The organism is Tepidiphilus thermophilus (genome assembly GCF_001418245.1).
GTDB classification, from domain to species: domain Bacteria; phylum Pseudomonadota; class Gammaproteobacteria; order Burkholderiales; family Rhodocyclaceae; genus Tepidiphilus; species Tepidiphilus succinatimandens.
Genome location: NZ_LIPU01000001.1, coordinates 178,912 through 196,163, shown reverse-complemented (window position 1 = coordinate 196,163; position 17,252 = coordinate 178,912). Strand labels below are relative to the sequence as shown.

The 17,252-nt window shown below is 66.7% G+C and carries 23 protein-coding genes; 3 read left to right on the top strand and 20 right to left on the bottom strand.

From position 1 onward, the window contains the following. Positions 1–90: 90 nt before the first annotated feature. Complete coding sequence (locus ASC37_RS00960; RefSeq protein ID WP_055422575.1) at positions 91–1,173, top strand: TRAP transporter substrate-binding protein; 1,083 nt, start codon at positions 91–93, stop codon at positions 1,171–1,173. Between the two features lie 48 nt (positions 1,174–1,221). On the opposite strand, the gene trpE is transcribed toward ASC37_RS00960, so the two are convergent. The 8 genes from trpE to ASC37_RS00920 all read right to left on the bottom strand — a co-directional run bounded on the left by trpE (position 1,222) and on the right by ASC37_RS00920 (position 8,804). Continuing rightward, on the bottom strand, positions 1,222–2,712 hold the full coding sequence (trpE, locus tag ASC37_RS00955; protein WP_055422574.1) for an anthranilate synthase component I: 1,491 nt from the start codon (positions 2,710–2,712) through the stop codon (positions 1,222–1,224). A gap of 19 nt (positions 2,713–2,731) precedes the next feature. Next, a complete protein-coding gene (gene gph, locus ASC37_RS00950) occupies positions 2,732–3,403 on the bottom strand; it encodes a phosphoglycolate phosphatase (RefSeq protein WP_055422573.1) in 672 nt (223 codons plus the stop codon). Further along, on the bottom strand, positions 3,400–4,116 hold the full coding sequence (gene rpe / locus ASC37_RS00945; RefSeq protein WP_055422572.1) for a ribulose-phosphate 3-epimerase: 717 nt from the start codon (positions 4,114–4,116) through the stop codon (positions 3,400–3,402). The genes gph and rpe overlap by 4 nt, the downstream gene beginning before the upstream one ends. Continuing rightward, entirely contained in the window at positions 4,113–4,772 is a 660-nt protein-coding gene (locus tag ASC37_RS00940) for an FHA domain-containing protein (RefSeq protein WP_055422571.1), read from the bottom strand. Before ASC37_RS00940 ends, rpe begins: the two co-directional genes overlap by 4 nt. A 9-nt stretch (positions 4,773–4,781) precedes the next feature. Then, the gene (locus ASC37_RS00935; protein ID WP_055422570.1) at positions 4,782–5,735 is read right to left on the bottom strand and encodes an ornithine cyclodeaminase family protein; all 954 of its coding nucleotides are present in this window, start codon (positions 5,733–5,735) and stop codon (positions 4,782–4,784) included. Positions 5,736–5,763: 28 nt separating this feature from the next. After that, complete coding sequence (gene sucD / locus ASC37_RS00930) at positions 5,764–6,657, bottom strand: succinate--CoA ligase subunit alpha (protein WP_055422569.1); 894 nt, start codon at positions 6,655–6,657, stop codon at positions 5,764–5,766. Between the two features lie 26 nt (positions 6,658–6,683). Further along, positions 6,684–7,853: an ADP-forming succinate--CoA ligase subunit beta gene (gene sucC, locus ASC37_RS00925; RefSeq protein WP_055422568.1), complete on the bottom strand. Its 1,170-nt coding sequence runs from the start codon at positions 7,851–7,853 to the stop codon at positions 6,684–6,686. Positions 7,854–8,057: 204 nt separating this feature from the next. After that, positions 8,058–8,804 carry a Nif3-like dinuclear metal center hexameric protein gene (locus tag ASC37_RS00920; RefSeq protein ID WP_055422567.1) on the bottom strand — a complete coding sequence of 249 codons (747 nt, stop codon included), beginning with the start codon at positions 8,802–8,804 and terminating at the stop codon, positions 8,058–8,060. Between the two features lie 24 nt (positions 8,805–8,828). Here ASC37_RS00920 and ASC37_RS00915 point away from each other — a divergent pair, with 24 nt between their 5' ends. Continuing rightward, the gene (locus ASC37_RS00915; RefSeq protein WP_055422566.1) at positions 8,829–9,971 is read left to right on the top strand and encodes a S1C family serine protease; all 1,143 of its coding nucleotides are present in this window, start codon (positions 8,829–8,831) and stop codon (positions 9,969–9,971) included. Positions 9,972–9,984: 13 nt separating this feature from the next. Here ASC37_RS00915 and tatC read toward each other — a convergent pair whose 3' ends face one another. The 10 genes from tatC to hisB form a co-directional block, all read right to left on the bottom strand. Further along, positions 9,985–10,776: a twin-arginine translocase subunit TatC gene (gene tatC, locus ASC37_RS00910; protein WP_055422565.1), complete on the bottom strand. Its 792-nt coding sequence runs from the start codon at positions 10,774–10,776 to the stop codon at positions 9,985–9,987. Then, on the bottom strand, positions 10,776–11,336 hold the full coding sequence (gene tatB / locus ASC37_RS00905; protein WP_072247873.1) for a Sec-independent protein translocase protein TatB: 561 nt from the start codon (positions 11,334–11,336) through the stop codon (positions 10,776–10,778). The genes tatC and tatB overlap by 1 nt, the downstream gene beginning before the upstream one ends. Positions 11,337–11,374: 38 nt before the next feature. After that, positions 11,375–11,614: a Sec-independent protein translocase subunit TatA gene (gene tatA / locus ASC37_RS00900; RefSeq protein WP_055422564.1), complete on the bottom strand. Its 240-nt coding sequence runs from the start codon at positions 11,612–11,614 to the stop codon at positions 11,375–11,377. Positions 11,615–11,644: 30 nt separating this feature from the next. Then, positions 11,645–12,010 (bottom strand): histidine triad nucleotide-binding protein, encoded by a 366-nt coding sequence (locus ASC37_RS00895; RefSeq protein ID WP_055422563.1) that lies wholly within the window; start codon positions 12,008–12,010, stop codon positions 11,645–11,647. Further along, positions 12,007–12,378: a phosphoribosyl-ATP diphosphatase gene (locus ASC37_RS00890; protein WP_055422562.1), complete on the bottom strand. Its 372-nt coding sequence runs from the start codon at positions 12,376–12,378 to the stop codon at positions 12,007–12,009. The genes ASC37_RS00895 and ASC37_RS00890 overlap by 4 nt, the downstream gene beginning before the upstream one ends. Continuing rightward, positions 12,375–12,761, bottom strand: a complete 387-nt coding sequence (gene hisI, locus ASC37_RS00885; RefSeq protein ID WP_055422561.1) for a phosphoribosyl-AMP cyclohydrolase — start codon at positions 12,759–12,761, stop codon at positions 12,375–12,377. Before hisI ends, ASC37_RS00890 begins: the two co-directional genes overlap by 4 nt. After that, complete coding sequence (gene hisF / locus ASC37_RS00880) at positions 12,758–13,516, bottom strand: imidazole glycerol phosphate synthase subunit HisF (RefSeq protein WP_028874112.1); 759 nt, start codon at positions 13,514–13,516, stop codon at positions 12,758–12,760. The genes hisI and hisF overlap by 4 nt, the downstream gene beginning before the upstream one ends. Next, the gene (gene hisA / locus ASC37_RS00875) at positions 13,516–14,283 is read right to left on the bottom strand and encodes a 1-(5-phosphoribosyl)-5-[(5-phosphoribosylamino)methylideneamino]imidazole-4-carboxamide isomerase (protein WP_055422560.1); all 768 of its coding nucleotides are present in this window, start codon (positions 14,281–14,283) and stop codon (positions 13,516–13,518) included. Before hisA ends, hisF begins: the two co-directional genes overlap by 1 nt. An 84-nt stretch (positions 14,284–14,367) precedes the next feature. Next, complete coding sequence (gene hisH / locus ASC37_RS00870; RefSeq protein ID WP_055422559.1) at positions 14,368–15,003, bottom strand: imidazole glycerol phosphate synthase subunit HisH; 636 nt, start codon at positions 15,001–15,003, stop codon at positions 14,368–14,370. Positions 15,004–15,010: 7 nt separating this feature from the next. Beyond that, positions 15,011–15,616: an imidazoleglycerol-phosphate dehydratase HisB gene (gene hisB / locus ASC37_RS00865; RefSeq protein WP_055422558.1), complete on the bottom strand. Its 606-nt coding sequence runs from the start codon at positions 15,614–15,616 to the stop codon at positions 15,011–15,013. Positions 15,617–15,706: 90 nt separating this feature from the next. Between hisB and hisC the strand changes: the two genes are divergently transcribed. Beyond that, positions 15,707–16,783 carry a histidinol-phosphate transaminase gene (gene hisC, locus ASC37_RS00860; protein WP_055422557.1) on the top strand — a complete coding sequence of 359 codons (1,077 nt, stop codon included), beginning with the start codon at positions 15,707–15,709 and terminating at the stop codon, positions 16,781–16,783. A gap of 29 nt (positions 16,784–16,812) precedes the next feature. On the opposite strand, the gene ASC37_RS00855 is transcribed toward hisC, so the two are convergent. Continuing rightward, complete coding sequence (locus tag ASC37_RS00855) at positions 16,813–17,034, bottom strand: type II toxin-antitoxin system HicA family toxin (RefSeq protein ID WP_055422556.1); 222 nt, start codon at positions 17,032–17,034, stop codon at positions 16,813–16,815. Further along, positions 17,027–17,233: a hypothetical protein gene (locus ASC37_RS00850; RefSeq protein WP_055422555.1), complete on the bottom strand. Its 207-nt coding sequence runs from the start codon at positions 17,231–17,233 to the stop codon at positions 17,027–17,029. Before ASC37_RS00850 ends, ASC37_RS00855 begins: the two co-directional genes overlap by 8 nt. Between the last annotated feature and the right edge of the window lie 19 nt (positions 17,234–17,252).

The window sequence follows — 17,252 nt, the reverse complement described above, 5'->3', positions numbered from 1 at the left end:
GGGCACACGCGAGCTCTGGTTTTTACGCTACCATCGCAACGGCGTTTCGGCGCGCCATCCAGCCTTCAACCACACAAAGGGAGACCCACCATGCAACGACGCAAGTTCCTCCAGGGAGCCGGCATCGCCGGCATTCTCGCCAGCGGCACCGCTCCAGCCATCGTCATGGCGCAGCAGAACATCCGCTGGCGCCTCGCCTCGAGCTTTCCCAAGTCGCTCGACACCATCTTCGGCGCGGCCGAGGAGATGAGCAAAACCATCAGCGAACTCTCCGAAGGCAAGTTCCAGATCGACGTCTTCGCCGCCGGCGAGCTGGTGCCGGCCTTCGGCGTCTTCGACGCGGTGCAGCAAGGTACCGTCGAGATGGCCCACACCGCCTCGTACTACTACGTCGGCAAGAACGACGCGCTTGCCTTCGACTGCGCCGTCCCCTTCGGCCTCAACGCACGCATGATCAACGCCTGGATGTACGACGCCGGCGGTCTGCAGCTGATGCGCGAGCTCTTCGCCCGCTACGACATCGTCAACTTCCCCCTGGGCAACACCGGCGCCCAGTGGGGCGGCTGGTACCGCAAGGAGATCAAGTCGGTCGAGGATCTGAAAGGGCTGAAGATCCGCATCAGCAACCTCGCCGGCCGCGTGCTCACCAAACTGGGCGCCGTGCCGCAGGCGATCCCCGGGGGCGAGCTCTACCAGGCGCTGGAAAAAGGCACGATCGATGCGGTGGAATGGACCACCGTCTATGACGACTACAAGCTCGGTTTCCACAAGGTGGCACCCTACGGTTACTACCCGGCGTGGTGGGAAGGCGGCGCGCAACTCACTTTGTATGCCAACATGAAGGCCTACAATGCGCTACCCAAGCGCTATCAAGAGCTCATCCGCGTCGCGGCGAGCGACGCCCACACCCGCATGACGGCAAAGTACGACGCACGCAATCCCGACACCATCCGCAAGCTGGTCGCGGAAGGAGCGAAGATCAACCGCTTCCCCAAAGACATGATGGACGCCTCGTTCAAGGCCCGCAACGAGCTCTTCGCCGAGCTCAACGACACCAACCCCGACTGGAAGAAGATCTACGCGCACTACGAGAAATTCCTGCGCGACGAGTACTCCTGGTTCCGCCTCTCGGAGATGAGCTACGACCAGTACATGACGAGCATCAAGCTCTGAGCCGGCCAGGTTTTTGGGTGGCAAAGAACGGCCCCGCGGGGCCGTTCCTCATTGCGCCGGCGGCTCGTCCAACCCCGCTTCGGCCATCTCGGCGGCCTTGAGCATGGCGCGCGCCTTGTTGCGCGTCTCCTGCCATTCGGCCTCCGGGTTGGAATCGGCGACGATGCCCGCGCCCGCCTGCACGTGGATGGTCCCGTCCTTGATGACGGCGGTGCGGATGGCGATCGCCAGATCCATTTCCCCGTGAAAGCCGATGTAGCCCACCGCCCCGGCGTAGATGCCGCGCTTCACCGGTTCGAGCTCATCGATGATCTCCATCGCCCGCACCTTGGGTGCGCCGCTCACCGTTCCGGCGGGGAAGGCGGCGCGCAGCACCGACAAGGGCGTCTCGCGCTCACCGAGCTCGCCCTCGACCTGCGAGACGATGTGCATCACGTGCGAATAGCGCTCGATGGCGAAGGACTCGGTCACTTTCACCGAACCGGTCTTGGCCACGCGCCCCACGTCGTTGCGCCCCAGATCGAGCAGCTGCACGTGCTCGGCGCGCTCCTTCTCGTCGGCAAGCAGCTCCCGCTCCAGCGCCTGATCTTCGGCCGGGGTGGCGCCGCGCGGGCGGGTGCCGGCGATGGGACGCACGATCACCTTGCGCGCCGTGCCTTCGTCTTCGAGGCGCACGAGGATCTCGGGCGAGGCGCCCACCACGTGAAACTCCTCGAAGTCGAAGTAGAAGAGATAGGGCGAAGGATTGAGCGAACGGATGGCGCGGTAGAGCGTGAGCGGATCGGCGCGAAAGGGCTTGCTCATGCGCTGCGACAGCACCACCTGCATGACGTCGCCCTCGACGATGTAGCGCTTGATCCGCTCCACGGCCGCTTTGAAAGCTTCCTCGCCGAAGGCCGACGCCGGCTCGCTGGGGGGAAAGGGGCGCGAGACGGGGATACGCACCGGCGTGCGCAGCCGCTCGAGCAGTTCCTGCAGGCGTTTCTTGGCACGGCGATAGGCTCCGGGCACCTCGGGCTCGGCGTAGACCACCAGCGTGAGCTTGCCGGTGAGGTTGTCGACGATGGCGAGCTCTTCGGAGACGAGCAAAAGGATGTCGGGCGTGCCGATCGGATCGGGTTTCTCGATGCCGGCAAGGCGCGGCTCGATGTAGCGCACCGTGTCGTAGCCGAAGTAGCCCACGAGCCCGCCGAGGAAGCGCGGCAGCCCGGCACGCGGCGGCACCTTGATGCGATCGAGATACTCGCCGATGAAGGTGAGCGGATCGCCGTAGTCGCGCCGCTCCACGAGCCGGTTGCCGTGCAGCAGCAAGGCGCTGCGGCCGTAGACTTCGAGGCGCACCGGGCTGGAGAGCCCAATCATGGAATAGCGCCCAAAACGCTCGCCACCCTGTACCGATTCGAGCAGGTAGCTCCAGGGTCCATCGGCGAGCTTGAGATACAAGGAGAGCGGCGTGTCGAGGTCGCAAAAGGTGGTGAGCGTGACCGGGATGCGGTTGTAGCCCTGCGCCGCGAGGGCGTCGAATTCGGATTCCTGCATGGCTTCGCCCTGGAAGGACTCAAGCCAAGTAGTTTAGCAGCTCCGGGAAGCGATCGAGAAAGACGGCGACCGGCAGACGACGCAAAGCGTCGGGATCGCCGTAGCCATAGGTGACGAGTGCCACCGCCACCCCTGCCCCCTGTCCTGCCTGGGCGTCGATGGCCGAATCGCCCACGAGCAGCGCCCGCTCGGCCGGACGGTTGAGGTGTTCACAGGCGTGCAGCACCATGGCCGGATCGGGTTTCTTCACCGGCAGGGTGTCGCCGGCGACGACGACGTCGAAAAACGGCGCCAGATCGAGCGCTTCGAGCAGCGGCAGGGTGAATTCCCAGTCCTTGTTGGTGACGCAGCCCATCACCAGGCCGCGGCAGGAAAGTTCGGCGAGCGTCTCCGGCACACCCTCGTAGGGGCGGCTGGCCGTGCCATTGACCACGGCGTAGTGCGCCTTGAAGCGGTTCGTGGCTTCGGCCACCTCCGCCGGGTCGGTACGGCCGTTGGCGGCCATGAAGCGGCGCACCAGCTCGGCGATGCCATCGCCCACCCAGCCGCGGATCGCCTGCGGCGAGGAAACCGGCAGGCCGAGGTCGCTCAAGGTGCGCGCCGCAGCCTCGGCGAGGTCGGGCAAGGTGTCGACCAGGGTTCCGTCCAGATCGAACAGCAAGGCTTCCGCCGCGATCGGCTTGGCACTCATCTTTTCTTCCTTTCCACGGTTTGCAGCCGGGCCTTCATCCCAGCGATGATCGAATCGTAGCGGTGGGGATCCTCTGAGCGGGCGGCGCCGAACACCGCCGAACCGGCGACGAAGACGTCCGCCCCCGCTTCCGCCACCTCGGCGAGGTTGTCGAGGTTCACGCCGCCGTCGACTTCCAGAAGCAGACGGCGGCCACTCTCATCGGCATAACGATCCAGCATGGTACGCGCGGCGGCGATTTTTTTCAAGGCATGCGGAATGAAGCGCTGGCCGCCGAAACCGGGGTTGACGCTCATGAGCAGCACGAAATCGAGCCGATCGAGTACGTGTTCGAGCCAGACGAGCGGGGTGGCCGGATTGAGCACGAGCCCCGCGCGGCAGCCGCAGGAGCGGATGAGCTCGAGCGTGCGGTCGACGTGCTCGGACGCTTCGGGGTGAAAGGAGATGAGATCGGCCCCCGCCTCGGCGAACTGCGGCACCAGCGCATCGACCGGTTTCACCATCAGATGCACGTCGATCGGCACGGTGGCGTAGGGCTTGATCGCACGGCACACCATTGGCCCCATCGTGAGATTGGGGACGTAGTGGTTGTCCATCACGTCGAAGTGGATCCAGTCCGCCCCGGCGGCGATCACGTCGCGCACTTCTTCACCGAGACGGGCAAAATCGGCCGACAAGAGACTGGGAGCGATCAAGAAAGTCGAGGCATTCATGAGGCGGGGGGTGGCGCGTAGAGGAAGATGAATTCCACGGTGTCGATCACCACGCGATCCCGGTCGTGCAGCGGCACGAAGGGCGCGTTGGGGAAGACGCCGTTGATCTTGGGTGGCGCTCCGCTTTCGTGGCGCAGTAACACCCGCCAGCCCTGATCGATGAGGGCGATGACGGTGTGTCCGGCCTTCCCCAGGCGGGTCACCTCGCGCACCAGGGGAATCGTGCGGGTCTGACCGTTGTTCATGCCCATCCGCAGTTGGGGAACGAGCCCGCGGCGCAGCAGCGCGTCTTGGGTGGCGGCGGGCCAAGGAGGGGTGCGCTCGAGGCGGGAAGCACCGTAGAGGAAATGGTAACGGGCGATGCGAAACGCTTCGCCCGGCTTGAGGCGGTATTGCTGGATCTTCTTGCCCTCGACCCAGGTGCCGTTGCGGCTGCCCAAATCCTCGAGAAGGAGCTCGCCCCTCGAGGGCTGCAGGCGGGCATGCTGCCCGCTCACCGCCAGGCTATCGATGCGCAGATCGTTGCCCGGTTTGCGGCCGATGAAGAACTCGCGGGCGGGAAGATCGACGCGCACGAGCTCGCTGCCGTGATGGATGACCCGCAAGTGCCCCGCCCCTGCGGCAGGGGCGGGATCGGAATCAGTCGCAACCCCCATGGCATGTCCTCAGTAGGGCAAGGGACGACCCAGCCCGCGCTCGCGCGCGCGTTCGAGCACCAGGGCCGCCACGGCGAGATCCTGCACCGCCATGCCCTGCGATTCGAAGAGGGTGATCTGGCGCCCGTCCCTGCGTCCGGGGCGCATGCCGGCGATCACCTCGCCCAGTTCTGCCCACAGCCCCGGGCGGGTGCGGCCTTTCTCCAGCGCCGGCAGCAGGTCACCCGCCTCGCGCAAGGCCACCTCGCGGCTGTCGACGCAGATGAGGTCGGCGCGCAGCACGGCCTTCTCCGGTAGCTCTTGGCGCGCGAGGCTGTTCGAGCCGGCGGCGGTGACATGCACCCCCTCTTCGAGCCAGTCGGCCTCGAGCACCGGCTTGGGCGAGGTGGTGACGGTGACGACGACGTCGGCGCCACGCACCGCCGCCTCGATGGACTCGGCCGGCACGAACTTCCGCCCGGTACGTTGCACCATGGTCTCGCAGAAGGCGCGCACGTGCTCGGGGGTACGCGCGGCGACACGGAAGGTCTCGATCGGCAGTGCTTCGGCAAGCGCCAGCGCCTGCCCCTGGGCCTGCCAGCCGGCGCCGACGATGGCGGCGATCTTCGCATCGGGCCGAGCGAGGTATTTCGCCGCCACGCCGCCAGCCGCGCCGGTTCGCATCATGCCCAGCGTGTCGGCTTCCAGCACGGCCACGGGCTCGCCCGTGTCGCTGTCGAAGACGTGCACCCAGAAGCGGGCGCGGCCGCCCGAGGAGGTATAGACCTTGAAGCCGGTGAGCCGCTTGTCCGGCACCGCGCCTTGCAGCATGTGCGTCATCGAGGTGGGCAGGCGCACGCGCTGTCGGGGGTAATCCACCACCTCGCCTCTGGCGTGCGCCGCCATCACCGCCTCGACGGCGGCCATCACGGAGGGCATGTCGAGCAGCCCGGCGACTTCTTCTTCCTGCAGATAAATGGCCACGCTCGCCTCCTCGGCGCCAGGGATGGGATCAGAGCAGGCTCTTCATCAGCTTGCCCATCTCGGACGGGTTGCGCGTGACCTTGAAGCCGCACGCTTCCATGATCTCGAGCTTGGCCTGGGCCGTTTCGGCGCCCGTGGAGATGATGGCGCCGGCGTGCCCCATGCGCTTGCCCGGGGGCGCCGTGACCCCGGCGATGAAGCCGACCACCGGTTTTTTGAAGTGCTCCTTGCACCACATGGCGGCGTCGACTTCATCGGTGCCGCCGATCTCGCCGATCATGATGACGGCGTCGGTGTCGGGATCGTCGTTGAACATCTTCATCACGTCGAGGTGCTTGAGTCCGTTGATCGGGTCGCCGCCGATGCCCACCGCGGTCGACTGCCCCAGGCCGAGCTCGGTGAGCTGCGCCACCGCTTCGTAGGTGAGCGTGCCGGAGCGTGACACCACTCCGATGCGGCCTTTCTTGTGGATGTGACCGGGCATGATGCCGATCTTGAGTTCGTCGGGCGTGATGACGCCGGGGCAGTTGGGGCCCAGCAGCAGCGTCTCCTTGCCGCCGGCGGCGACCTTGTGCTTCATCTTGTTGCGCACGATGAGCATGTCACGCACCGGGATGCCCTCGGTGATGCAGATGACGAGGTCGAGGTCGGCTTCGACCGCCTCCCAGATGGCATCGGCCGCGCCGGCCGGCGGCACGTAGATGACCGAAACGGTGGCGCCGGTGGCCTCTTTCGCTTCTTTCACCGTGGCGAAGATGGGGATGTCGAAGATCTTCTCGCCGGCTTTCTTGGGGTTGACGCCGGCCACGAAGCAGTTGCGGCCGTTGGCGTACTCGAGGCACTTCTCGGTATGGAACTGACCGGTCTTGCCGGTGATGCCCTGCGTGATGACTTTCGTGTCTTTGTTGATCAGGATCGACATGGGTGGATTCCTTGGCGGCGGTTCGGTCAATGAGCGGCGGAGACGGCGGCGACGATCTTCTGCGCCGCGTCGGCCATCGTTTCGGCGGAGATGATGGGCAGGCCGGATTCGGCGAGGATTTTCTTGCCGATGTCCTCGTTCGTACCCTTCATGCGCACCACGAGCGGCACGTTCAACTGCACTTCGCGCGCGGCGGCCACCACGCCGTTGGCGATGGTGTCGCAGCGCATGATGCCGCCGAAGATGTTGACCAGGATGCCCTTCACCTTGGGATTGCGCAGCATGATCTTGAAGGCCGCGGTGACCTTTTCGGTGGTGGCGCCGCCGCCGACGTCGAGGAAGTTGGCCGGCTCGCCGCCGAAGAGCTTGATCGTGTCCATGGTGGCCATGGCCAGCCCCGCGCCATTGACCAGGCAGCCGATGTTGCCGTCGAGCGCGATGTAGGAGAGCCCGTACTTGGAGGCTTCCACCTCGTCCGGATCCTCTTCGTCGAGGTCGCGGTAGGCCACGATCTCGGGATGGCGGAAGAGCGCGTTGTCGTCGAAATTGAACTTCGCATCCAGCGCCTTGATGCCGCCGTCGCCTTCGAGGATGAGCGGGTTGATCTCGGCGAGCGAAGCATCCGTCTCCATGTAGCAGGTATAGAGTTTTTTCAGGGTGTCGACGGCCGCCGGCACGGACGCCTCGGGAATGCCGATGCCGCGTGCGAGCCGCTCGGCCTCTTCGTCGGGGAAACCGACGATGGGATCGATGAAGGCCTTGAGGATCTTCTCGGGAGTCTTCGCCGCGACTTCCTCGATCTCCATGCCGCCCTCGCTGGAGGCAAGCACGGCGACTTTCTGCGTGGCCCGGTCGGTGAGGATCGAGACGTAGTATTCGTGTTTGATGTCGGCGCCCTCTTCGATGAGCAGGCGCTTGACGATCTGGCCTTCGGGGCCGGTCTGGTGCGTCACCAGGCGCATGCCGAGGATGGCCGAAGCGTGCTGGCGCACCTCGTCGAGCGAGCGGGCGAGCTTGACGCCGCCGCCCTTGCCGCGCCCGCCGGCGTGGATCTGCGCCTTCACCACCCACACGGGGCCGCCGAGCGACTTGGCCACTTCCAGCGCTTCCTCCACCGAAAACGCCGGCCCGCCCTTGGGCGTGCGGATGCCGAACTTCCTCAGGACTTCCTTGGCTTGGTATTCATGGATTTTCATGTTCACCCTTCGTTTTTCCATGCCCGATCGGGCACGAGGTTGATCGGTCGCACCGCAGCGGATCGCGACGGCGCGGCGTTCTCCCGGGGCCGAACGTTTCGGCCCCGTCCCTTGGTTTGGCACGGATAATTATAACGACAATCGTCCCCACCTTCGTGCGGCGGTGCACGATTTCTTCGTTTGCGGCCAGCGCTCGGTGCGCTTTCAGACGGGGCTCGGCACTTCATGATAGTCGACCACGAGCCCAAATTCCTGCGCCAGCCAACACCCCAGTGCCTGCACGCCGAAGCGCTCGGTGGCGTGGTGCCCTGCGGCGATGAAGGCCACGCCCGCATCACGCGCCAGATGCACGCAGGGCTCGGAGACTTCGCCGGTAATATAGACGTCGACGCCCTCGGCGATCGCGGCGGCGAACTCGCCCTGCGCCGCGCCGCTGCACCAGGCGAGCCGCTCGATGCGCCGTTGCGGCTCGCCCAGCACCAGCGGCTCATGGCCCAGCATGGCGTTCAGCCGTTCGGCCAGGGCGGAGAGCGTGAGCGGCTCTTCGGGCCAGCCGAGCCAGACGAGATCCTCCCCGCCGCAGCGGCCCTCGGGGCGCCAGCCCATCGCCCGCGCCCAGGCGGCGTTGTTGCCCACTTCCGGATGCGCGTCGAGCGGCAGGTGATAGGCGATGAGGCTCACTTCGTGCACGAGGAGCGGCCGCAGGCGCCGGAGCCGCCAGGCGGTGAGGGTAGGATCCTCGCCGCGCCAGAAAAAGCCGTGATGCACCAGGATCGCGTCGTAGCCGCCAGCGATCGCGCGTTCGATGAGCGCGACGTTGGCCGTCACGCCGCAGAGCACGCGCCTCACGTCCGGCCGTCCTTCCACTTGCAGCCCGTTTGGGCAATAATCGCGAAACGATGCAGGCTGCAAGAGGCCGTCCAGGGCCACCACCAGATCCGACAATCGCATGTTCGCCGCTCCTTTGGGGAATCGATGAAGAAACTGTGGCAGATTTTCGCGCAAACCGTCACCGTCGTCGCCCTGGCCGGCTTCGTCGTGGCGCATCTGAAGCCGCACTGGTGGTTCGGCGCGGGCGCCCCGCTCACCGTCGAACGCAACGCGCCCGCCGCCGCGGCGGCCAAGGACTACCGCCTCGCCGCCGCCCGAGGGGCCGCCGCCGTCGTCTCGCTGCAGCCGATGGAGGCGGATCGGGCGGAGGCAGAGAAAGCCCCGCGGCGGCTGCAGCTGCCCGAGGGTCACCCCGACATTCCCCTGCCCGACGAAGACTCGCCCCGCCTGCCCGAAGCCATGGGCTCGGCCGTCCTCATCGCCGAGGATGGCGTGCTGGTCACCAACGCCCACGTCGTGGAAGGGAACGAGCGCTTTCTTGCGCGTTTTGGCGACGGGCGCAGCATCCCGGCGCGCGTGGCGGGACGCGATCAGGAGAGCGACCTCGCGATCCTGCGGCTCGAAGCTCCCGGCCCCTTCGCCGCCCTACCCTTCGCACCCGCCGACAGCTTTGCCGTGGGCGACGTGGTGCTCGCGGTGGGGCATCCCTTCGGCGTGGGGCAGACGGTGACGATGGGAATCATCTCGGCGCTGGGGCGCAACGACCTGGGCCTTTCCACGTTCGAGAATTTCATCCAGACCGACGCGGCGATCAATCCCGGCAATTCGGGCGGCGCTCTCATCGACACCCAGGGGCGGCTGGTGGGCATCAACACCGCCATCTTCTCGCGCACCGGTGGGTCGCTCGGCATCGGGTTCGCCATTCCGGTGCAGATCGCGCAGCCGGTGGTCGAGGAGCTGCGCTCGCGCGGTTATGTGCGTCGCGGCTGGGTCGGAGTGCAGTTGCAGCCGCTGGAAGCAGCCCTTGCCGAGGCCATGGGCGTGATGGCGCGCGAAGGGGCGCTGGTGGCGGCGGTGCTGCCCGACTCGCCGGCTGCCGCCGCTGGCCTCAGGCCCGGCGATGTCATCCTCGCCATCGACGGCAAACCGACGCGCACCGTGCGCGAAGTGCTCGACACGGTGGCGGCGATCCCGCCGGGCAAGGAGGTCACACTGCTTCTGGAACGCGAACGGCGCACGCTCGAGGTGAAGCTCGTCGCCGGTGAGCGGCCGCGACCGGGCTCGTGACCTTTCTTCCGCGTCAGTCCTGCATCCGCTGCGGCGACTTCTCTTCCCGCGGCGCGGGCAAGGTCTCTTCGGCCGCGTCCTTGGCCGAGGCGCTCCACCGTACGAAGACGACTCCTAGCTCGTAGAGCAGGATCATCGGCACCGCCAGCATGAACTGGGAGACGACGTCGGGCGGAGTGACGACCGCCGCGACGACGAAGGCGCCGACGATCACGTAAGGCCGGGCCTGGCGCAGCTTGGCGGCGTCGACCACCCCGGCCTTGGCGAGCAGGATCACCGCGATCGGCACTTCGAAGGTGACGCCGAAGGCGACGAACATGGTCATCACGAAGCCGAGATACTGCTCGATGTCCGGCGCCACCTGGACGCTCGCAGGAGCGAATTCGGCGATGAAGCGGAACACCCCGCGAAAGACGAAGAAGTAGCAGAAGGCCACGCCGAGCAGAAAAAGCGCGGTGGAGGCGATCACCAGCGGCGCGACGAGGCGCTTTTCGTGGGCATACAGGCCTGGGGCGACGAAAGCCCAGGCCTGGTAGAGCACGTAGGGCAGCGCGATGAGGAAGGCGAGCAGCATCGTCACCTTGATCGGCACGAAAAACGGGGTGACCACGCCGGTGGCGATCATGGTCGCGCCGGCCGGCAAGGCATCGAGCATCGGCTTGGCGAGCAGGTCGTACCAGAATCCCGCCCAGGGCGCCAGACAGAGGAAGACGAGCAGTACCGCGATCGCCGAGCGGACCAGGCGGCTGCGCAGCTCGACCAGATGCGACAGGAAACTCTCTTCGCCGGGCGTCGGTTCGCTCATCACGTCTTTCCGCTGCCAGGAGAGAGGGATGCCACTGGAATGGGCTCGGCAGGGGATGGGGCCAGCCCTAGGCCGGAGGGCAAGCCCATGGCCTCGCGTGCCTCACCCGAAGGCGCGGTGCCCGTGCCGACCGCCGAGTCCGAAGGGGCAGGCGGATGGGGGTGCGTCATGGGCAGCTCCCGTCCCGATGCCCGCACATCCGCCTTGGCGGACGGCACATCCTCCGGTTCGGCAGCGTGCGACGGGAGCGGCTCGCCGACAGCAAGCGCCTGACGCGCCTCCTCGACGCTCTGACGCAGCGGCGCCTGGACCTCCTCGGCCTGACGGCGCATCGTCTCCTGCAGCTCGCGCGCCTGGGATTCGATCTGGGCCTGCAGTTTCTTCAGTTCCTCGAGCTGGAGCTCACGCTCGATGTCCGCCTTGACGCCGGAGACGTAGCGCTGCAAGCGTCCGATGAGCTCTCCCGCCGTACGGGCCGCCTTGGGCAGGCGCTCGGGACCGAGCACGATGAGCGCCACCACGGCGATCACGATCATCTCGGAGAAGCCGATGTCGAACACACTCGCTCCTCAGCCGGACAACGAATGCGGCAGCCGGCTCACGCCTGCGTCCGCGACGCGTCGCTCTTCTCCCGCACGCCCCCTTCGATCGTGGTCTGGTCGCTCACGGCCTTGGGTGAAGCGGCGGCGGACTCTTCTTCTGCGCTCTTCATCCCTTCCTTGAACCCGCGTACGGCGCCGCCCAGATCCTGCCCGATGTTGCGCAGCTTCTTCGTGCCGAAGATCATCACGACGATGAGCAGCACGATGAGCCAGTGCCAGATGCTAAACGAACCCATGACAGTTCTCCTATGACCTACGTCGCCGCTTCAGCGCTTGAGCATGATGGGCAGCGGCTCGTTTCCCCCGCCGAGGAGATGCACGTGCAGGTGCATCACTTCCTGGCGACCGATGCGCCCGGTGTTGATGATGGTGCGCCAGCCATCGGCACAGCCGGCCGCGAGCGCCACCTTGGTGGCGGCGACCATCAGGCGCCCCATCCAGCCGGCGTCGGCGTCGGTGAGCTCCTTGGTCGAGGGGATGTGGTGCTTGGGGATCACCAGCAGATGGACCGGCGCCACGGGACGGATGTCGTGAAACGCCAGCACCTCCTCGTCTTCATAGACCTTCTTTGCCGGAATCTCGCCGGCGACGATCTTGCAGAACACGCAGTTCGGATCGGCTTGCGTCGTCATGCTTTCCCTCCTTTGGCAATCACCACGGATTCGGCTTCCGCCGCCGTCGCCAGGCGCGCGCGTTTCTCGTCGATACCCGAGACGCCCTCCCGACGGCGGAATTCGGCGGCTATGTCCTCGACCGACAGGCCGAAATGCGCGAGCAGCACCATGGTGTGGAACCACAGGTCGGTGACCTCCCACACCAGATGCAGCCGGTCGCCGTCCTTGGCCGCCATGATCACCTCGGCAGCCTCCTCGGCCACTTTCTTAAGGATCGCCTCCGTACCCTTCTGGTACAGGCTGGAAACATAGGATTGGTCGGGATCGGCCGCCTTGCGTTCGGCGAGCGTCTGGCTGACGCGGCGCAGCACTTCCAAGTCGATCATGAGTATATCTCCTTCGGATCCTTCACCACCGCTTCGACGACTTCCCAAGCCCCGTCGCGCCAGCGGCGGTAGAAACAACTCCGCCGTCCGGTGTGACAGGCGATGCCGCCCTTTTGTTCGACGCGCAGCAGCAGCGCGTCGCCATCGCAGTCGAGCCGCAGCTCGACGAGCTTTTGCACGTGTCCGGAAGTCTCGCCCTTGGCCCACAGCCGACCGCGCGAGCGCGACCAATAGACGGCCTGCCCGCGCGCGAGCGTCTCGGCCAGAGATTCGCGGTTCATCCAGGCGAGCATGAGCACTTCGCCCGTGGCTGCGTCCTGGGCGATTGCCGGCACCAGGCCGTCTTCGCCCCAGCGCACGGCGTCGAACAGATCTTCGCTCACAGCCGTACCTCCACGCCGGCCGCCTGCATCGCCTCCTTGGCCTGGCGGATGCTGTATTCGCCGAAATGGAAGATGGAGGCGGCGAGCACCGCGTCGGCGTGCCCCTCGGTGACGCCTTCGACCAGATGCTGCAGCGTGCCCACGCCGCCGCTCGCGATCACCGGCACGGGCACGGCGTCGGACACCGCGCGGGTGAGTTCGAGGTCGAACCCCTGCCTGGTGCCGTCGCGATCCATGCTGGTGAGGAGGATCTCACCTGCGCCGAGCGCACAGACTTTCTGCGCCCATTCGATGGCGTCGAGCCCCGTGTCGACGCGCCCGCCGTGGGTAAACACCGACCAGCGTCCGGGCGCGACGCGTTTGGCGTCGATGGCCACGACGATGGCCTGCGAGCCGACGCGATCGGCCGCCTCGGCGATGAGCTCGGGCCGCTGTACCGCCGCGGTGTTGATGCTCACCTTGTCGGCCCCGGCAAGGAGCAGCGCGCGCACGTCCTCGAGGCGGCGCACGCCCCCGCCCACGGTCAGCGGGATGAAGACGCACTCGGCCACCCGCGAGACGACCTCGAGCAGGATGGCGCGCTCTTCGCTCGAAGCCGTGATGTCAAGGAAAGTGAGTTCGTCGGCCCCCTCGGCATCGTAGCGCCGCGCGATCTCCACCGGGTCGCCCGCATCGCGCAGCGACACGAAATTGACCCCCTTGACCACGCGCCCGGCATGGACGTCCAGACAGGGGATGACGCGCTTGGCGAGCATCAGGCCGTCCTTTGCGCACTGCGCCGCGCCGCGAGTTCGTCGGCGAGCGCCTGCGCGGCCTTGAAGTCCAGCGTGCCTTCGTAGATGGCGCGCCCGGTGATCGCCCCCATCACGCCATCTTCCTCGATGGCGCACAGCGCCTCGATGTCGGCGAGCGTGGCGATGCCGCCGCTGGCAATGACCGGAGTGGCACGCAACGCACGCGCGAGCCGCGCCGTCGCCTCGACGTTCACCCCCGAGAGCATCCCGTCGCGGCCGATGTCGGTATAGACGACGGCCTCCACGCCGTAGTCCTCGAACTTGCGCGCGAGCTCGACGACGTCGTGGCCGCTCGAACGTGCCCAGCCGTCGATCGCCACCTTGCCGTCCTTGGCGTCCAGCCCCACCATGACGTGACCGGGGAAGGCGACACAGGCGTCCTGCAGGAAACCGGGATGCTTCACCGCGGCCGTGCCGATGATGACGTATTCGATGCCCAGCTCCACGTAGCGGTCGATCGTGTCGAGGTCGCGGATGCCGCCGCCGAGCTGCACCGGCACCTCGCCGTCGATTTCTTCCAGGATGGCCTCGATCGCCGCGAGGTTTTTCGGCTTGCCGGCGAAGGCCCCGTCGAGGTCGACGAGGTGAAGCCGCCGCGCCCCCTGGTCGAGCCAGTGGCGCGCCATGGCGGCCGGATCTTCGGAGAATACGGTGGCCTCTTCCATGCGCCCCTGGCGCAGCCGGACGCATTGGCCGTTCTTCAGGTCGATGGCGGGAATCAGCAGCATGATGTCACAGGTCCCATTGGGCGGTCTTGGCCGCCGTCGTTGTCACCCGGTGCGGCGAACCGCACCCCCTCCCCTGCGCCGCGCTCATGGAGCCCAGCGCACGAAGCGCTCGAGTAGCGCCAGCCCTGCCCGCCCGCTCTTCTCGGGGTGGAATTGAACCGCCACGAGATTGTCGTGCGCCACCGCCGAGGCGAAGACGACGCCGTAATCGGTGCGGGCGAGCACGAGTGAATCATCACGCGGCGCGACGTAGTAGCTGTGCACGAAATAATAGCGCTCGCCGCTGCCCTGCACCGGCAAGATGGGATGCTCGCGCACGTTCTCGACCCGGTTCCAGCCCATGTGCGGCACCTTGAGATGCGCCTGCCCGGGAGCGAACGCCCCGTCGCGCGGGAAACGCACCACCTCGCCGGCAAAAAGGCCGAGCCCGGCGGCACCCCCTTCTTCGGATCGCTCGAAGAGCATCTGCAGGCCGACGCAAATGCCGAGAAACGGCCGCTCGCGCGCCGCCCAGGCCACCGCCTCGTGCATCTCCTGACGCTGCAGCGCCCCCATGCAATCGGGCATCGCTCCCTGGCCGGGAAAGACGATGCGGTCGGCCTCGCGCACCTCGCGCGGCGTGCGCGCCAAGGCCACCTCGACGCCAGGAGCGACGGCCTGCAGCGCCTTCTGCACCGAGCGCAGGTTCCCCATGCCGTAATCGATCACCGCGATCTTCATGGCTGGCTCACAGCACCCCTTTGGTCGAGGGCATCCGTCCCTCCAGGCGTGGATCGCGGTCGCAGGCCATGCGCAGCGCCCGGCCGAAGGCCTTGAAGAGCGTCTCGCACTGATGGTGGGCATTGACGCCGCGCAAGGTGTCGAGATGCAGCGTCACCGCGGCGTGATTGACGAACCCCTGGAAGAATTCGCGCACCAGATCGACGTCGAAGGCGCCGATGCGCGCACGGGTGAATTCGCAGCAGAAAACGAGCCCCGGGCGGCCGGAGAGGTCGACCACCGCGCGCGACAGCGCCTCGTCGAGCGGCACGTAGGCGTGCCCGTAGCGGGACACGCCGCGCTTGTCGCCCAAAGCCTTGGAAAACGCCTGGCCGAAGGTGATGCCGACGTCCTCGACCGTGTGGTGGTCGTCGATATGCGTGTCGCCCTCGGCGCGGATCTCGAGGTCGATGAGGCCATGGCGGGCCACTTGCTCCAGCATGTGGTCAAGAAAAGGCACGCCGCTGGAGAGTTCGGCGCGGCCGTTGCCGTCGAGATCGAGCGCCACACGCACGCGGGTCTCGAGGGTGTTGCGTTCGACGACGGCGGTGCGGCCCACTGAGGATTCGGTCATGGAAAAGCCGGAGAAACGGAACGTGGCGACCCGCGCATGATACCATTGGCCGTGTCAAGCGTAGCAACCCCGATTCCGAGAAAACGGCGCATGGACGATCGTTACTGGAGCCCCACCGTCAAGCGGCTCACCCCCTACGTTCCGGGCGAGCAGCCCCGAATCCCCGATCTCGTCAAACTGAACACCAACGAGCATCCGCACGGCCCTTCGCCTCGGGTACTCGCCGCCATCCAGTCCGAGCTCGACGAGCGGCTGCGTCTCTATCCCGACCCCGAAGCGACGGCGCTGCGCCACGAACTCGCACAACGCCACGGCGTGGAGCTGGACAACGTCTTCGTCGGCAATGGCTCCGACGAAGTGCTCGCCTTCGCCTTCCAGGCGCTCCTGGGTCATTCGGGGCCGGTCTGGTTTCCCGACGTCACCTACAGTTTCTATCCCGTCTATTGCACGCTCTATGGCCTGCCCCACGAGACGGTGCCACTGACCGACGACTTCCGTCTGCCCACAGATGCCTTCCTGCCCCAGCAGGGGCGCGCCGCCGGCGGCATCGTCTTCGCCAATCCGAACGCCCCCACCGGCATCGCCCTGGAACTCACCGAAGTCGAACGCATCGTGGCCGGCAACCCGCAGTGCGTGGTCCTGGTCGACGAGGCCTACGTCGATTTCGGGGCGCAGAGCGCCATCCCGCTCGTCAAGCACTACCCCAACCTCCTGGTGGTGCAGACTTTCTCCAAGAGCCGGGCGCTGGCCGGATTGCGCGTGGGCTACGCCATCGGCCAGGCGCCGCTCATCGAGGCCTTGCGCCGCGTCAAGGACAGCTTCAATTCCTACCCCCTCGACCGGCTCGCCCAGGTCGGGGCGATCGCGGCGCTGCAGGACGAAGCGCACTTCGAGGCCATGCGGCTGGACGTGATCGCCACACGCGCCTCGCTCGCGCGCGGGCTCGAAGCGCTGGGCTTCGAAGTGCTCCCCTCGCAGGCGAACTTCGTCTTCGCCCGCCACCGGGAACGGAGCGGCGCGGAGCTCGCGCAGTCCTTGCGCGAACGCAAGGTGCTGGTGCGCCGCTTCGATCAACCGCGCATCGCCGATTTCCTGCGCATCACCGTAGGCACCCGCGAGCAGTGCGCCCGGCTACTGGAGGCGCTCGCCGAGATCCTGGGGGGTTAGGAGTAAAGACCATATCTACATGTCAAGCATCAGGCATGAAGCGCCTCGAGAAACGCCTCGATGGAAACGCCAGCCTGCTTGAGCACGCCGACCAAAGTGCCAACTTTCAGCTCACGGTGATTCGGCACGACGCATCCTGCCGAGCCGCGACGCATCACGAGATGACTGCCTCGCTGACGCACGATCACGAACCCGAGCCGCTCCAAAGCGCGCACGACTTCGGCCCCGGATACGACCGGCAATTTAGGCATGTTCGGGCACGTCGAACGTCGTCAGCAATGGCCGCCCGGCAACGGCCAGGGGAAATTCCTCCAGGTAGAGCGCCGTCGCCTCACGCAAGTTGGCCAAAGCCTCTTCGATGGTTTCGCCCTGCGTCGTCGTGCCGGTTTCGGGGTTGAATGCCACATAGCCCCCTTCCGGCGCCGGAGTCAAAACAGCGGATAGTTCCATCGATCCTTCCTCATCGGTT

Bases quoted from the DNA above. Each gene is read 5' to 3' on its own strand.
- ASC37_RS00855 (WP_055422556.1), bottom strand. From the start codon at position 17,034: ATGCCTAAATTGCCGGTCGTATCCGGGGCCGAAGTCGTGCGCGCTTTG.
- ASC37_RS00960 (WP_055422575.1), top strand. From the start codon at position 91: ATGCAACGACGCAAGTTCCTCCAGGGAGCCGGCATCGCCGGCATTCTC.
- ASC37_RS00890 (WP_055422562.1), bottom strand. From the start codon at position 12,378: ATGATCGACTTGGAAGTGCTGCGCCGCGTCAGCCAGACGCTCGCCGAA.
- ASC37_RS00850 (WP_055422555.1), bottom strand. From the start codon at position 17,233: ATGGAACTATCCGCTGTTTTGACTCCGGCGCCGGAAGGGGGCTATGTG.
- hisH (WP_055422559.1), bottom strand. From the start codon at position 15,003: ATGAAGATCGCGGTGATCGATTACGGCATGGGGAACCTGCGCTCGGTG.
- trpE (WP_055422574.1), bottom strand. From the start codon at position 2,712: ATGCAGGAATCCGAATTCGACGCCCTCGCGGCGCAGGGCTACAACCGC.
- hisF (WP_028874112.1), bottom strand. From the start codon at position 13,516: ATGCTCGCCAAGCGCGTCATCCCCTGTCTGGACGTCCATGCCGGGCGC.
- ASC37_RS00895 (WP_055422563.1), bottom strand. From the start codon at position 12,010: ATGACGACGCAAGCCGATCCGAACTGCGTGTTCTGCAAGATCGTCGCC.
- rpe (WP_055422572.1), bottom strand. From the start codon at position 4,116: ATGAATGCCTCGACTTTCTTGATCGCTCCCAGTCTCTTGTCGGCCGAT.
- sucC (WP_055422568.1), bottom strand. From the start codon at position 7,853: ATGAAAATCCATGAATACCAAGCCAAGGAAGTCCTGAGGAAGTTCGGC.
- hisC (WP_055422557.1), top strand. From the start codon at position 15,707: ATGGACGATCGTTACTGGAGCCCCACCGTCAAGCGGCTCACCCCCTAC.
- hisB (WP_055422558.1), bottom strand. From the start codon at position 15,616: ATGACCGAATCCTCAGTGGGCCGCACCGCCGTCGTCGAACGCAACACC.
- ASC37_RS00915 (WP_055422566.1), top strand. From the start codon at position 8,829: ATGAAGAAACTGTGGCAGATTTTCGCGCAAACCGTCACCGTCGTCGCC.
- tatA (WP_055422564.1), bottom strand. From the start codon at position 11,614: ATGGGTTCGTTTAGCATCTGGCACTGGCTCATCGTGCTGCTCATCGTC.
- gph (WP_055422573.1), bottom strand. From the start codon at position 3,403: ATGAGTGCCAAGCCGATCGCGGCGGAAGCCTTGCTGTTCGATCTGGAC.
- sucD (WP_055422569.1), bottom strand. From the start codon at position 6,657: ATGTCGATCCTGATCAACAAAGACACGAAAGTCATCACGCAGGGCATC.
- ASC37_RS00920 (WP_055422567.1), bottom strand. From the start codon at position 8,804: ATGCGATTGTCGGATCTGGTGGTGGCCCTGGACGGCCTCTTGCAGCCT.
- hisA (WP_055422560.1), bottom strand. From the start codon at position 14,283: ATGCTGCTGATTCCCGCCATCGACCTGAAGAACGGCCAATGCGTCCGG.
- ASC37_RS00940 (WP_055422571.1), bottom strand. From the start codon at position 4,772: ATGGGGGTTGCGACTGATTCCGATCCCGCCCCTGCCGCAGGGGCGGGG.
- tatC (WP_055422565.1), bottom strand. From the start codon at position 10,776: ATGAGCGAACCGACGCCCGGCGAAGAGAGTTTCCTGTCGCATCTGGTC.